The 14,643-nt window shown below is 37.6% G+C and carries 13 protein-coding genes; 8 read left to right on the top strand and 5 right to left on the bottom strand.

Annotated elements, in window-relative coordinates; all coding sequences use genetic code 11:
- Nucleotides 1–15: 15 nt before the first annotated feature.
- The 4 genes from AC4IFE_RS17160 to AC4IFE_RS17145 all read left to right on the top strand — a co-directional run bounded on the left by AC4IFE_RS17160 (nt 16) and on the right by AC4IFE_RS17145 (nt 5,685).
- Complete coding sequence (locus AC4IFE_RS17160) at nt 16–1,203, top strand: MFS transporter (protein WP_490758361.1); 1,188 nt, start codon at nt 16–18, stop codon at nt 1,201–1,203.
- A 23-nt stretch (nt 1,204–1,226) separates the two neighbouring features.
- Entirely contained in the window at nt 1,227–2,015 is a 789-nt protein-coding gene (locus AC4IFE_RS17155; RefSeq protein ID WP_490758360.1) for an NUDIX hydrolase, read from the top strand.
- A 127-nt stretch (nt 2,016–2,142) separates the two neighbouring features.
- Entirely contained in the window at nt 2,143–3,321 is a 1,179-nt protein-coding gene (locus AC4IFE_RS17150; RefSeq protein ID WP_490758359.1) for an acyl-CoA dehydrogenase family protein, read from the top strand.
- A gap of 417 nt (nt 3,322–3,738) precedes the next feature.
- Nucleotides 3,739–5,685 carry a T9SS type A sorting domain-containing protein gene (locus AC4IFE_RS17145; RefSeq protein WP_490758358.1) on the top strand — a complete coding sequence of 649 codons (1,947 nt, stop codon included), beginning with the start codon at nt 3,739–3,741 and terminating at the stop codon, nt 5,683–5,685.
- 63 nt (nt 5,686–5,748) lie between these two features.
- Here AC4IFE_RS17145 and AC4IFE_RS17140 read toward each other — a convergent pair whose 3' ends face one another.
- The 5 genes from AC4IFE_RS17140 to AC4IFE_RS17120 form a co-directional block, all read right to left on the bottom strand.
- Nucleotides 5,749–8,442 (bottom strand): PD-(D/E)XK nuclease family protein, encoded by a 2,694-nt coding sequence (locus AC4IFE_RS17140; RefSeq protein WP_490758357.1) that lies wholly within the window; start codon nt 8,440–8,442, stop codon nt 5,749–5,751.
- Nucleotides 8,439–8,975, bottom strand: coding sequence for a DUF922 domain-containing protein (locus tag AC4IFE_RS17135; protein WP_490758356.1), 537 nt, complete (start codon nt 8,973–8,975; stop codon nt 8,439–8,441). Before AC4IFE_RS17135 ends, AC4IFE_RS17140 begins: the two co-directional genes overlap by 4 nt.
- A 2-nt stretch (nt 8,976–8,977) precedes the next feature.
- Nucleotides 8,978–9,382, bottom strand: coding sequence for a hypothetical protein (locus tag AC4IFE_RS17130; RefSeq protein WP_490758355.1), 405 nt, complete (start codon nt 9,380–9,382; stop codon nt 8,978–8,980).
- Nucleotides 9,383–9,444: 62 nt separating this feature from the next.
- Nucleotides 9,445–10,080 carry a 16S rRNA (guanine(527)-N(7))-methyltransferase RsmG gene (gene rsmG / locus AC4IFE_RS17125; RefSeq protein ID WP_490758354.1) on the bottom strand — a complete coding sequence of 212 codons (636 nt, stop codon included), beginning with the start codon at nt 10,078–10,080 and terminating at the stop codon, nt 9,445–9,447.
- Nucleotides 10,081–10,181: 101 nt separating this feature from the next.
- Nucleotides 10,182–11,519 (bottom strand): M28 family metallopeptidase, encoded by a 1,338-nt coding sequence (locus AC4IFE_RS17120; protein WP_490758353.1) that lies wholly within the window; start codon nt 11,517–11,519, stop codon nt 10,182–10,184.
- A 224-nt stretch (nt 11,520–11,743) separates the two neighbouring features.
- Between AC4IFE_RS17120 and AC4IFE_RS17115 the strand changes: the two genes are divergently transcribed.
- From AC4IFE_RS17115 to AC4IFE_RS17100, 4 genes are all read left to right on the top strand, one after another.
- Nucleotides 11,744–12,940 (top strand): pyridoxal phosphate-dependent aminotransferase, encoded by a 1,197-nt coding sequence (locus AC4IFE_RS17115; protein ID WP_490758352.1) that lies wholly within the window; start codon nt 11,744–11,746, stop codon nt 12,938–12,940.
- Between the two features lie 171 nt (nt 12,941–13,111).
- On the top strand, nt 13,112–13,744 hold the full coding sequence (locus AC4IFE_RS17110) for a peroxiredoxin (protein WP_111952978.1): 633 nt from the start codon (nt 13,112–13,114) through the stop codon (nt 13,742–13,744).
- 166 nt (nt 13,745–13,910) lie between these two features.
- A complete protein-coding gene (locus AC4IFE_RS17105) occupies nt 13,911–14,219 on the top strand; it encodes a thioredoxin family protein (protein ID WP_034707328.1) in 309 nt (102 codons plus the stop codon).
- Nucleotides 14,219–14,467 (top strand): DUF6952 family protein, encoded by a 249-nt coding sequence (locus AC4IFE_RS17100; protein WP_034727575.1) that lies wholly within the window; start codon nt 14,219–14,221, stop codon nt 14,465–14,467. The genes AC4IFE_RS17105 and AC4IFE_RS17100 overlap by 1 nt, the downstream gene beginning before the upstream one ends.
- Nucleotides 14,468–14,643 lie beyond the last annotated feature (176 nt).

Here is a 14,643-nt window from a genome sequence, read left to right as displayed (position 1 = left end):
AATAAAGTCCCCAAAATGACAGCCAAGCTTTCCAGGATCTCGCTTCCACTAAAACTGACCTTCCTTATTTTTTCAATGGTCTTGAACTGCATGGGCATTGTGATCCTTCAGCTTTCAGAAGCAAAGATCACCTATGAAAAATTAGGTTTTCTAGAATCATTTAAGGACCTTCCCATTGCGTTTATTTCACTTTTTGCAGTGAATGTCATCAGTAAGACAGGAACAAAAAAAGCATTAATTTCAGCTCTGGTCATCGTCGGAATCTGTTCATCCCTTCTCCCTTTTATAGAAGATTTTTGGTTTTATAAAGTATGGTTTGCCATCATCGGGACCTGTTTTGCCGTCGGAAAGATTTGTGTTTTCGGAATTATCCGGAACAATGTTTCAGATGAAAAATCTCTTGCGAAAATGATGAACAGCGTGGAAGCCTCATTCATGGTCGGTATCTTTATCGTGAATACCGGTTTTGGATGGCTCATTTCCAGCCGCTATTCCGAATACTGGAAGTTCGGTTTCCTGTCTATAACAATACTTTGTGCAGTAACGATATTTCTGTTTTCAAAGCTCAATATCTCAGAAGCCAAAAAAATGGAGAATAAAAGTCTTATTGCTGAGCTTTCAGTATTCGTAAAGCCTGCAACAATTATGTTTCTTGCCGTAGTTTTTTTTATCGTCTTTGTAGAACAGGGATTTAATTCATGGCTGCCCTCTTTTTATAAAAACCACCTGAATGTCAATTCATTTTTTGCTTTACAGGCCACTTCTTTTCTGGCCCTTTTTTCTTATGCAGGCAGAACAGCAACAGCCAATATCATTCAGAGATTTTCTCTGTCGAGATATTATATTTTATGCATTTCTTTAATTATCTCTGTATTGTTAATTATTTTAGAAGTCCAGTATTTTGATTCTGTGAATTCCGATATTATTCTGTTTTTATTTCCGGTCATCGGACTTTTCCTTTCACCGCTCTACCCTGTTATCAATTCAAAAATGATAGCACAGATTGACAAGGAAAAAATCAACCTGTTTACATCCCTGATTGTCATTTTTTCATCGCTTGGCAGCTCTGTCAGTTCAATTATTATGGCTGTCCTGTTCGGAAAACAGCTGTTAAACTATTATCCGCTTTACATATTACTTGCTGTTTCTGTGCTTTTTACAGTGAGTTTAATATATTTTAGGCTTGCAGGAAAGAAATTATAGAAAATAATTTTATTTTTACTCCCATGAAAATCAAGGATACCAAAAACAAAGAAACCCTTCAGGAACTTATTGATACAAAAGATTTTGTAGCACACGTATCTGTTGACTGCACAATATTTGGTTTTCACAATAATATTTTGAAGGTTTTGCTTCTGAAGTACCACGATCTGGATCTGTGGTCGCTTCCCGGCGGTTTCGTTTTCAATGATGAAGACCTTCGTGAAGCCGCTGCGAGAGTATTGTATGAAAGAACCCATCTTCAGAACCTTTTTTTAAAACAATTTCACACTTTTGGGAGAATCGACCGAACGGAGAATAATGTCCACCAGATCCTTCTTAGTAATAAAGGAATTGAGGTTCCGAAAGACCACTGGATTTTCCAGAGATTTATTACGGTAGGTTACTGCAGCCTTATTGACTTTTCCGTTGCCAATACTTTTCCGGATGCATTCAACGAAAGCTGTGAATGGTTTGAGGTTAATAAACTTCCCAAGATGGCCTTCGATCATGACAGAGTTATAGAGACGGGGCTTGAATACCTTCGTATGAATATCAATACCGAAGTAGCGGCCAGCAATCTTCTTCCTGAAAAATTTACAATGAAAGATCTTCAGTCGCTGTATGAAACTATTTTGGGGCAAAAATTCAGGAGAAATAACTTCCAACGCAAGATATTAAGCTTAAATATTCTGGACAGGCTGGAGAAACTGTATGACGGATCTGCCAATAAAGCTCCGTATCTGTATAAGTTCAAAACGAAGGTACACAATGCTGCCAACCAGTATCCTATCTCTAATGATGAGGAATCTTAGGAGGCTGTATTTTTACTCAAATCTTTCAGGCTGCCATCTATCTCACTGAAAATCAAAAGCAATAAAGATTTACAAAAAAATTTTCCAAACCAGCGAAAAGTGTTACTTTTAGGCAAATCAAAAAATCATGTCATATTATCCTCTTACAAGCATTCCAGACTACTACGGAATTGATGCTTTACTTACTGAAGAACACAAACTGATCCGTCAATCGGTAAGAGATTGGGTGGAAAGTTTTGTAATGCCGCAGATTGACCAGGCCGCGCAAAATCATACTGATATTCCGGGCTTAATGAAAGAATTGGGAAAGATTGGAGCTTTAGGCCCATACATCCCGGTTGAATATGGCGGTTCAGGGTTAGATCAGATTTCTTACGGTCTTATTATGCAGGAACTTGAAAGAGGAGATTCTGCTGTGCGTTCTGCTGCTTCGGTACAGAGCTCGCTGGTGATGTTCCCTATCAATGAATTCGGTTCTGAGGAACAGAAGAAAAAATACCTTCCGCATCTTGCTGCAGGGGAAATGATCGGTTCTTTCGGACTGACTGAGCCTAACCACGGTTCTGATCCAAGTTCAATGGAAACTTATTTTAAAGATATGGGCGATCATTATCTTCTGAACGGTGCCAAAATGTGGATTACCAATTCCCCACTATGCGACATCGCTGTAGTATGGGCAAAAAATGAAGAAGGAAAAATACAGGGACTGATCGTTGAAAGAGGAATGGAAGGCTTTACCACCCCTGAGACTCACAATAAATGGAGCTTAAGAGCATCGAAAACCGGAGAACTGGTATTCAATGATGTAAAAGTTCCTAAAGAAAATTTACTTCCTGGAGTAACAGGGCTAAAAGGGCCCTTATCTTGCTTGAACTCAGCGAGATACGGAATTTCGTGGGGTGTAATAGGTGCTGCAATTGACTGTTACTGCACCGCTGTTCAATATTCTAAGGAAAGAAAACAGTTTGGCAAACCGATCGGCTCTTATCAGCTTCAGCAGAAGAAATTAGCTGAATTCTTAACGGAAATTACAAAGGCGCAGTTATTATGCCTTCAGTTAGGAAACCTTAAAAACGACCATAAAGCGAGTCCTGCACAGATCTCAATGGCTAAGCGTAACAACGTGAAAATGGCGATTGATATCGCAAGAGAATCCAGACAGATCCTTGGCGGAATGGGAATCATGGGTGAATTCCCGATGATGAGACACGCAGCCAACCTTGAATCTGTGATCACATATGAAGGTACACACGATGTACATTTACTGATCACCGGTTTGGATATTACAGGGATAAATGCTTTCTAAATAAAGCTGAACATACAACGAAGACTGCCTCCTTAGAGGCAGTTTTTTTATACGTTATAAACATGAAATTTTAACAAATCCTTCCCTGCTGCTGTTATTTAAAACATTAAGATTGATTAAGGAGGTAAGAATAGTTAAGAAAAAATCCAAGATTTTTTTAAGCTTTATTGCTTTAATATGCGCTCACCTTAATATTCTTAAAAACTTACCCCTTTCTTAATGGTTAAAAAATTTATTTCCTATTTTCCGGGTTTATATTCTAAGAACATATTTATCAGAAGAGTCCGGCCGAATGGCCGGACTCCTTATTTTACTCACTTTGCAGAGAACTTATATTCATTGAATAATTATTGATGTATTAATATTATTAAGAGTTTATTAGAAATATTTAATTTAATAACATCAAAAAATATTAATATGAAAAAATTATCTACAATTTTATTAAGTTTCACAGCACCATTCTTTTTTGCACAGCAGGCAGGAGATGTTGTTAACTTCGAACAGAAACTAGATCTGACCCCGCAGGGCGTTGTCAATTTCATCGCCAACAATCTTGGGGAACAAAACGCACCGGATTTTGTAAGTTATCTCAATGGATTCAATGTGGGGCTTAAGGGCTACAAAATAACTTATTACACCAAAAATGAAAAGAATGTTTTAGTAAAAGCTACAGGCTTGCTGATGTATCCTAATGTCAATTTCAAACTTTCTACTGTAGTATCTGACCACGGAACCACCGACAGCAGGAATAATGTTCCGTCCAACTTTAAAGGAGCTTTAACAGCCGGATTTGTAGTGGAACTTTCATATGTGCTCAATGGATATATTCTGATGGCACCTGATTATGTAGGAATGGGAAGCGGAGACGGAGTTCATCCTTACGTAGATGCTGCTACTGAAGCCGGTGCAACAATAGACTTTGTAACAGCAGCCAATAAAGTTCTGGGGCAATTAGGGGTAAAGCGCTATGATGAATATTTCCTGGCAGGCTATTCACAGGGTGCGCACGCCGCCATGTCAACTTTAAAAAGCCTGAATACCTCCAATCCTACCCAACTGAAATTCAAATATGCTTATATGGGAGACGGACCTTATGATTTTTCAGGGGTCACCTTAAACAAAGGAGTTCTGGAAAAGGATTTTTATCCGTTCACATCTTTCCTGGCCAATGTTCTGCATACCTGCAACAATACGGGCTATAAAACCTACAATACCAGCATTTCGGAGGTTATCTCTCCTGAATACCTGGATAAATACAATTATCATGTCGTTCAGGACAACGGAGGCCTTCTTTGGGGACCGGTGATCTGGAGAAATCTTTTTACTCAGAATTTCGTCAATGATGTTACCAATAATCCGAATAATAATCTCAGACAATGCATGAAACCTAAAGATGTGTACGATTGGTACAACAAAACACCTATGACTTTGGGACATTCCACTGTAGATCTGGCTATTCCACCGGAAAATACCTCTAAAACCATTGACGTGCAACGTGGATATTATGCCTGGTGGGATCTGAACAAATATAAGCTGGAATCACTATTCTGGGGGCCTTTAGGCCATGTAGGAGGGATCGTTCCTTTTACACTTGCATCTAATGCAAAATTCAACACCCTTAGAAGCGGCGGTCTTTTGAACGAATGGGCAATACTGACCTCAAAACAGCAGGGAAACAGCCAGTCTGAAGCTCCTTCACTCTATTCTTCCCAGTTAAAGCCGGATCTTGGTAATATGCAGCTGGTTGAAATTACAGATTTCAATCAGGAAAAAGCGGTAAGTAAATCTGGAGCACAAAACAGTTTATCGTCATTAAAAGATGGAGTTTATCTTTTAAAAGTACAGCAAAATAATGATCAAAAACTACTTCCATACGTTAAAAGTACACCTGTAGAAGTTCCTGAAAATGAGATCATACAGTCTGAAAACAACGGTATTTTAAAACTGAAAATACCACAGGAAGAACTGATCTCTGTCAATATTTTTGATGATCAAAAAAATCTTTTAAAAACAGTTTCCCGAAAAGATTACAGCGAGAACAGCGGAATTAATATGAAAGATATTGTCAGTCAAAACAATACTTTTGAAATTGTCACTCAATATTATAATCTGCAGTTCAGAAAAACGATGGGAAGCGGAGTACCAGCCGATAAAGCGGAAATATTTACGAAAAACCGCCAGATCATCGTCAGAGCAGATAATGGCATTAAAAACGTAAGCATCTACACTATTTCAGGTGCATTGATCCTTCAGCAGGAAATCAATAAATCAGAATTTGAATCAAAAAGCTTAGAACCGGGAATTTATGTAGTTCAGTTTACTGGCCATAATGGAAGGACTGTGAATCAAAAAGTAAAATTATAAGACAATAGTATTAGTATATTCTTCATTTCAATTTAGATGCACTTCAGCAATGAAGTGCATTTTTTAATTGGAGTAAGGCTTGATATTCTCAATAAAACTGAGATCAGGATTCAATATTTCCAGAATAAGATTCTTTACAGACTGCATGGCATCATCAATATTTCCTTTCTCAAACTGCAGGGAGACCACTCCTTTTTTAGCCTCTGCAAAACTCCAGATTCCTGTTTCTATAGGAAGTCCCCAAAACTCCGGAAGATTCTGTACCACATAGTGATAAATGCAGAGCTGGAGAGCCTGTTTCCGTTCGCTGTTATGGAAATATTCATCTACGTTGTTTTCATCAATTTTTACCGTGAGATTTTTGATTTTAGCCGTTTTATAATCAATGATTCTTAAAGTTCCATTCAGGCGGTCTATCCTGTCAATAAACCCGAAGAAAGAAATTTTGTCGGTGGGATCCAGATAGAAATCTACATTTTCGAATCTTTTTTCGATGTCTAAAATCTCCAGAGTATTGCCACTTCTTACCAGTTCAAGATCATAATTAAGTACATTCTCAATCACTTTTTTAGCAATAGCCCTGTGAATAAAATTCATTCCTTTTTCATAGAATTCAGGCTGGTGCTTGAGCTTTTCAATAGCAATATTAATATATTGATCTATTTCTTTAATTGAATTCTGTAAGTCTTTTTCTTTTAATATCTTACCTTTGAGTAATTCATATACTTCTTGAAGTGAATAATGAACTAAATTCCCATAGTTTTTAACGGATAGTTCTTCTTCAATTTCATCTGTTTCTGAGGTCTTCAATATCTTGGAAAGATAAAAATCTATCGGATTATAAAGATAACTGGTAAGGTGTGAAGCAGATACTTTTTCTTTCCATTTCTGAAGCCTCTCCAGAACGATCTCTGTCTTCGGAATTTCTATCGGCTGTGAAGCAATAGGCTCAGAAGAATTTTCAATAATGAGGTGTTCTATCTTATGGGAACTTTCCATTTCTATCTGCGTAATGAATCTGCTCTTCTCCCCGGTATTCACTCCGGAGCTGAGTGCATTGTACAGGAGATGCACATTTTGAGAATCCTGGATCAGCCTGTAAAAGTGATACGCATAAATACTGTCATTTTCCAGGAATGTATGCATATCAAAATACCTTCTGATATCAAACGGAATATAAGTATTCTGTGAATTTCCCAAAGGCAGTTTTCCTTCGTTCACAGAAAGCATGATAACATTTTCAAAATTCAAAAGACGGGTTTCCAGAAGTCCCATGATCTGAAGCCCGCGGAGCGGCTCCCCCTGAAAGTCTATACTTTCGGAATTAACATGCTGGTTGATAAGGATCTCCAGCGTTTCCATTCTGATCTCAAAGTCATAGGGACTGAGCTGATTTTTAATAATCCTGAATGCATTTTCAAAATGGGAAACGTTTTCATACTGGATATCATCTATTTCCAGCCATTTGATCCGTTTACAGAAAGCAATAAGCATATCCAGGTAAACGCCTGTATGATCAGCCTTTTTAAGAAGTTCATAATAAGAAAGTCCGCTCAGAAGCTCTTCTAAAAGTTTTTTTGATATGTATACGATATTTCTTTCTTCTATTTTCGTCCTGAAATTACTGATAATCAACTCATCTTCAGCAGATTTCGGAAGCTCTTCAAGGATCGGAAAAATATCTCTGTAGTAATAGGAAGACTTATTTTTCTCAAGTTGTTTCTGCAAATAGAAAAGCTGTTTTATGGCATTGGAAAAAGAAAGATTCTTCAAAGGGAAACCCATGGTAATATTCAGGTTTTCAACACCGTACATCACATCAAGACTTGCAGGAAGAAGATTTTCATCCAGTAATACCACGGCCGTGTTGGAATAGGTCTTGTTTTCAATTTCCTTAAATATTTCGGGCAGGACCTTAGTTTGTGTTACATTTCCGGAAACTTCATAAACCCTGATATTTTTTGGCTGGTTAAAATCATCCTCTATCCATTGAAAAGCCCTGTTGTCATCAAATTCCTTCCATGTTTTATGATTCCTGAGGAATTTTCCGGCTTCCTGTCTTTCATCATCAAAATAATAATGATCTGCCTGAAAGAAACACTGACCTTTATTTCTCCTTAGCAGGCTTCTTACCAGCTTCTCTTCCACCGGTGTAAAAGCATTGAAACCACAGAATACAAAGTGTTCGGAAGTATTTTCAGCAAAATCAGCGATCTTGGATTTAGCGGTTTCATGGATCATTCCGGAAGTTGCCCAGTTCTTTTCCTTCAGTTTCTTCTTTAGAATCGGAAGAAAAACATTCATATTCTGCCAGAAATTAAGGAATTTTTTACGGGGAACATTATCATCTTCACCCAGATCCTGAGCCCATTCTTTGATTCTTTCTTCATCAAACATATACTGCAAAACGGCTTCATCACTTTCAGAGAACTTCAGGATGTCGTCCCAGTCCTTCTGAAGCGTCGGGAACCACTTTAAAAAGTCAGCAAAATCATCTTTCGGGATAAGGCCAAGGCTCCGGTAGACATCAAAGGCAAAAAGCCACAGAGAGATTCCCTGGACAGGCTGCTTATCCGCAATCCTGTCGATCAGCTCTTCTATGGTAAAGAAATTGGGAAGAAATCCTGAGTAATTGTTTTCTTCTAAGATCTGCCTGATGAATACAATGGGACGTTTTCCGGGCAGAACAATATTGAACTCCGAGAGGTCTGGATTTTGGGCCAGCAGTTCGTGGATAATCTTATTGAGAAATTTCAAGAGGCTTTGTAGCTTTTTAAGTTATCCAGTTCTTCAGCAATGAGAGCATTGTATTCTACCTGCTTTTCTTTATTCATTCCATGTTCTGTCACCCGGTCATAGGACATCTGGAAGTTTTTGTAATCGTTTGATATTTTGCTGTAGACTGTTTTAAAATTTTTATTGTAATCGCCGGAAGTTTTAATCTTTTCTTCTATTTCTTTCCTGAATTTTCTCACAAACAATTCCGCAATATCAAAATGCTTCTGTTCATGCAGCAGGATATATTCATTTATTTTTTTGATATCTTTCCAGGATCTGTCTTCATTAAAAATAGCCGTAATCTCAATTTTAACCGGAGATTTAGGATTGGTCGATTTCACTACAGAATATTCCCAGCCACAGTGGGTATATGCGGCCACATCGGGATGGTTTTTTCTGTTTATGGGACTTTTAAAGTTATCCCAAACCAGCTTACGTTCTTCCTGCCAGATAATTTTCTGCCCAAAAAGAGCATTAGCAAAGAGGAAAAAGCAAAGTGAAATCCATTTCATTATTATTCTACTACAATTTTTTTGGTGATCCAGCTGTTTCCGCCATTCCAGAATTTAAATGTATATGTCCCTGTCTGACGCGGACTGAAATTGATCTGGCTGGCTCCAACATGAGTTTCCTGCGTACAAGGTCCATCTGTGGTATATTTATAAGCGGTAACAGATCTTTCCAGATTGCTGTCATGAATGTAATCATATCCGTAAAAACCCTCACATTGTGACGAATAGGTAGAATACGTCTTAATGCTCTGTATTGAATATACATCCATAGTATCCTGCATCACCTTCACGCTGTCGATTCTTATCTTTTCTACGGACTGCACAGTCTGGTAGTCATCGTCTTCGCAGGAAACAAAAACCATTCCTGAAAACAATACAGAAAATCCAATATTTAAAAGTTTTTTCATAACCTTAAATTTACCGATTATTAATAAAAATTCAGCAAAAATTATTCCTTATTTAAATAAAATCAGGAGTTAAAATTGCCTTTTGATACATAAATCACTTTTTTAGTATCAAAAAATTCTTCATCAAAATAGTTTTTAAGATTGAAGATTTCACATTTAATTCCGGCTAATTCTTCTGCAAGATCGCCGCCTTTTAAATATAAAACTCCGTTATGCTTGGGATTAAACTGTTCTTTTTCAAACTTTCCCTTCAGCCATCTCAGGAATTCCGGCATCTGAGTGACAGCACGGCTTACCACGAAATGGAACTTTTCTTTTACTTTTTCTGCTCTTCCATGAACCGCCGTTAAATTCGTCAGCCCGATTTCTTCAGCCACTGCTTTCACTACGGTAATTTTCTTTCCGATAGAATCAACTAAAGTGAATTCTGTTTCCGGAAATAAAATTGCCAGGGGAATTCCAGGGAACCCTCCTCCTGTTCCAATGTCCAGTACTTTTGTTCCGGGTGCAAATTCCATTATTTTTGCAATACCTAAGGAATGCAGAACATGCTTCTCATACAGCGATTCCATATCTTTTCTTGAGATCACATTGATTTTTTCATTCCACTCATTATACAGTTTTTCCAACTGGGAAAACTGCTCGATCTGCTTCTCCGTAAGGTCAGGAAAATATTTTAATAGTAACGATGCTGCCATATGAATTATTATAATCTACAAAAATAAGTTTTATTTCTGTTGTATTCAAATGAAGTTGTCCGGATCACATTTCAAATTCAGCTTCATTCATTAAGGTATTGTTATCTGGCAATACCCGGAATAACCGGGATGCTTAAATTTCCGGTCTGATTAACAGCCTGAACAGCAAAAATATAATTATCCTTTGAAAGTGGAATTTTAATGAAAAGTTCTTTAGTAAAGAACTTTTTTTGCCAAACCGGACTATCTGTTTCTCTTACAAGAATATAATATCCCGCCGGTGTTCCAGACTTTGGTTTTTCCCACTGCAATGAGGTGGAATTGGTAAGCTCTTTAACCATTACTTCTACCTTTTCTGGCTTTGAGGCAGCTTTGGCAAGACTGGCCAGAACAGCAATATTAGCGGCCACATTCCTTTTCAGATAATTATAATCTATAAATTCGGGAAGGTCTCCGTACTGCTTATTGTTCTCAATTCTTACATCCTGATGCTGATGATCATAATTTTCAAAATATTCAGTGAGCCTTACGGAAGGAAATCCCTGACCGACAAAACTGGAATGATCTCCTCCGCGCAGGAACCTGTCATTTCTGTAAATCAGCTTTACTTCAAGCCCTTTCACATATTCTTCTGCAATTTCTTTAATATACCGGGCCAGCTGCCGGGATTCACTGTCATTTTCGAGCCCCAGATTTCTTATACCCATCGCTTTTTTATCCAGCTCTGCATAAGGAAGCCCTTCACTGAAAACTCTCAGTGTGCGGTTATTGGTCTCTCCTGTTTCTCCAGATTTAGGATTTCCGATCATGTCATTGTTCAGGACTGCTTCTATCTGCAGGTTTTCTTTTTTAGCTTTATCTGCCAGAAGCTTAGACCCAACTAAAGACTGCTCTTCTCCGGAAAAAGTAACGAAAATAACAGATGCGGGAAAAGAAGATCTGCTCAGAATTCTTGCGGCTTCTATAACAGCGCTTACTCCACTCCCGTCATCATTCGCACCAGGCGCAAATGAAGTTCTGTTCATTACATCAGTAACCCGCGAATCCAGATGCGCAGAAATAAGAAAAATTCTTTTATCATTGGGGTCTGTACCTTTCAGAAAAGCGATTGGATTTCCCAGATTGGTCACTTTATCTATCCGCTTCCCATCCGGCTGAATGTCTTCCTGCTGCAGGTAAACATCCATTCTTCCGCCAGCATTTTTTGCATAATCTTTAAATTTTCTGAGTACCCAGCTCCTTGCTGCTCCTATTCCCTGATTCTTGTCGTCAACTGAACTTAAAGTATGTCTGGTATTAAAGCTTACAAGCTTACCGATATAAGATTTTAGGGAATCCGAACTTACTTCAGAAACATATTTCTTTATTTCATCATCTTTTGTTTTTGTTTGGGAAAAACTTACAAAGGGAACCAACAGTAAAAGGAGAGAAAATTTCATATCCACTGAATATTTAGATAGCTAAATATACAAAAACATAATATTGAGTACGGCTTTTCATTGCTACGTTTTTAGAAACTGAATATTTTGGCGAAAAAATATAAAAGATTATACTTTAATGATTAAAATTTAAAAAACCTGACAAAAATCTCTTTTTCCAGTCCTATTTTTATTTCCCGGCACAACGTTTTTATTATATATTTGTTAAAATCAAAAACACCCATATGGATCAACTTTCAGACAGAGTAAAAAGATTAGGTTACTCACAGACTTTCGTAATGTCTAACAAAGCAAGAGAAATGAAGGCGGCCGGCATTGACGTGATCAGTCTTACTCTTGGTGAACCGGATTTCGATGTTCCGGACAATATCAAACAGGCTGCTTTTGATGCGATTAACCAGAATTACAGTCACTACTCTCCTGTTCCCGGGTTTCTTGAACTTCGTGAAGCGGTTGCCCATAAATTAAAAAGAGACAACAACCTTGATTATAAGCCAAGCCAGATCTGCGTTTCCAACGGGGCTAAACAGGCTATTTTAAATGTATTGGCCTCCGTGGTCAATGATGGTGATGAAGTTCTTCTTCCGGCGCCTTATTGGGTAAGCTATGATGAAATGGTAAAAATGATGGGAGGAACTTCGGTAATGCTTCCGGCTTCTTATGTTACAGATTTCAAGATCACTGCTGAACAGCTGGAAGAAGCTATTACAGACAAGACGAAAGCTATTCTTTTCAGTTCTCCGTGTAACCCTTCCGGCGGATATTATACCTATGATGAACTAAAATCAATGGCTAAGGTCATTGCCAAATATCCCCATGTGACGGTTATTTCGGATGAGATTTACGAATATATCAATTACGAAACAAAGACAACATCCATCGCTCAATTCCCGGAAGTATATGAGCAGACTGCGGTGATCAACGGGATGTCTAAAGCATTTGCCATGACGGGATGGAGAATCGGGTATTCTGCCTGCCCGGAGTGGCTGGCAAAAGCATGTGAGAAAGTTCAGGGACAAATGACCAGCGGAGCCAATACGGTGGCACAGAGAGCTTCCATTACCGCTTTAAAAACAGATCCTTCCGAATACAAATACATGATCGATGCTTTTCAGAAAAGAAGAGATCTTGTCTATGATCTGATGAAAGAAATTCCAGGATTTAAAGTTGTGCTTCCAAAAGCTGCATTTTACTTCTTTCCGGACATTTCCCATTATATTGGAAAAAACCTGAATGGTACAGAAATTAAAGATTCTGATGACTTTGCAATGTTCTTACTGGAAAATGCCCATGTTGGATGCGTAGGCGGTGTTTCTTTCGGAAGTCCCGAATGCATTCGTTTTTCTTATGCAGCTTCTGAAGAAGAACTGAGAGAAGCAATGAAGAGAATTAAAGATGTTTTGGCCCCATACAATTCATAATTAAATTGAACGAAAATCAAAATAAAGTAAACAAAAAGCTCTGGTTTCAGGGCTTTTTTTCTTTGGAACCTTTAAAAACAATTATAGATTTTATTTATCGATATTGATTTGTTTGATAGATGAAATATTTATATATTTGCACAAGAAAATTTAATATAAAAACAGAAAATTATGTCTTTAGTAGGAAAAAAATTCCCAAATGTAACAATTGATGCTATGTCTGAAATGGGTGACGATCTTAGAATCAACATCCTTGAAGAAGCTACTTCTAACCAGCAAAAAGTAATTCTATTCTGGTATCCGAAAGATTTCACTTTCGTATGTCCTACAGAGCTTCACGCTTTCCAGGATGCTTTAGGTGAATTCGAAAAAAGAAACACTAAAGTAATCGGTGCTTCTTGTGATACCAACGAGGTACACTTTGCATGGCTGAACACTCCAAAAGATAACGGAGGTATCGAAGGAGTAACTTACCCACTTTTGGCTGATACTCACAGACAGCTGGCAAACATCTTAGGAATTGTAGATCAGGATTTCGAATACAATGAAGATGGAGAGGAAACTTTCACAGGTTCTAACGTAACATACAGAGCGACTTATCTAATCGACGAAACCGGAAAAATTTTCCACGAGTCTGTAAACGATATGCCTCTTGGAAGAAACGTGAAAGAATATTTAAGACTGATTGATGCTTACACACACGTTCAAAAACACGGTGAAGTATGTCCTGCGAACTGGGAAGAAGGAAAAGATGCTATGAAAGCAGACAGAACTTCTACAGCAGAATATTTAGCAAAGAACTAAAATAATGTGTTAATTTGAAAATGAGATAATTTGAAAAATTGATCTCAGGATTTATATAAAAATTATCTCATTTTCTATTTATTTTTTCACACAAAATGGCAAGGAAACAATTTCTGTCTTTGCCAATTAACACACTTTCAAATTAATAAATTTTCAAATTATCATTATGTACACAGAATTAACAGAAGATACTTTACAGAATATCGTAAACGACAATGAAAAAGTAGTCGTTCAGTATGGTGCCACGTGGTGTGGAAACTGCAGAATTATGAAGCCTAAATTCAAAAAATTAGCATCAGAAAACGAAGAAATTCCATTTTTGTATGTAGATGCCGAAAAGCTTCCTGAAAGCAGAAAATTAGCAACAGTGGACAACCTTCCTACTTTCGCAGTTTTTAAAAACGGTGAATTGGTAAACCAGGTGCAGAGCAACCAGGCTGAAAGTTTAATTAATCTTTTTAAAGAAATACAATAATGAAGTTACCCGTAATCCGTCAGTTTTATCAGAACCAGACTCCTGAGAATCTTGAAAAAACATTAGAGGTACTGGAAAGCTTCTGCGAGTTCAGAGGAACCAGCGAAGAAGATCTGAATGTAGCAGGAGAGCTGATCACCAATATCTGCGGTGCTCTGGAAGTACACGCAAGCGTTCAGAACGGAATGAGTGAAAAAGACGCTTTAAATTCTTTTGCACAGAAGGTCTTAGGATCTATTGACAAGTAATTTTTTATTGAATCATTTAACGATTTAATAGTAAAATTATAAAAACACAGTATTACTGAGGCTTTCCTCGATACTATATTTTCTCAATTCTTTAATTTCAATTTCAAAAACGTGCCACAAAGCCTCTGTAATATGCCATTGCTGATGCTGTTGCCGTTGCTGATCCTGATGAAAGA

This window comes from Chryseobacterium sp. UF-81 (genome assembly GCF_058245105.1).
The sequence above is the reverse complement of the archived record's forward strand: the minus strand, read 5'-3'. Positions and strand labels throughout refer to the sequence as shown.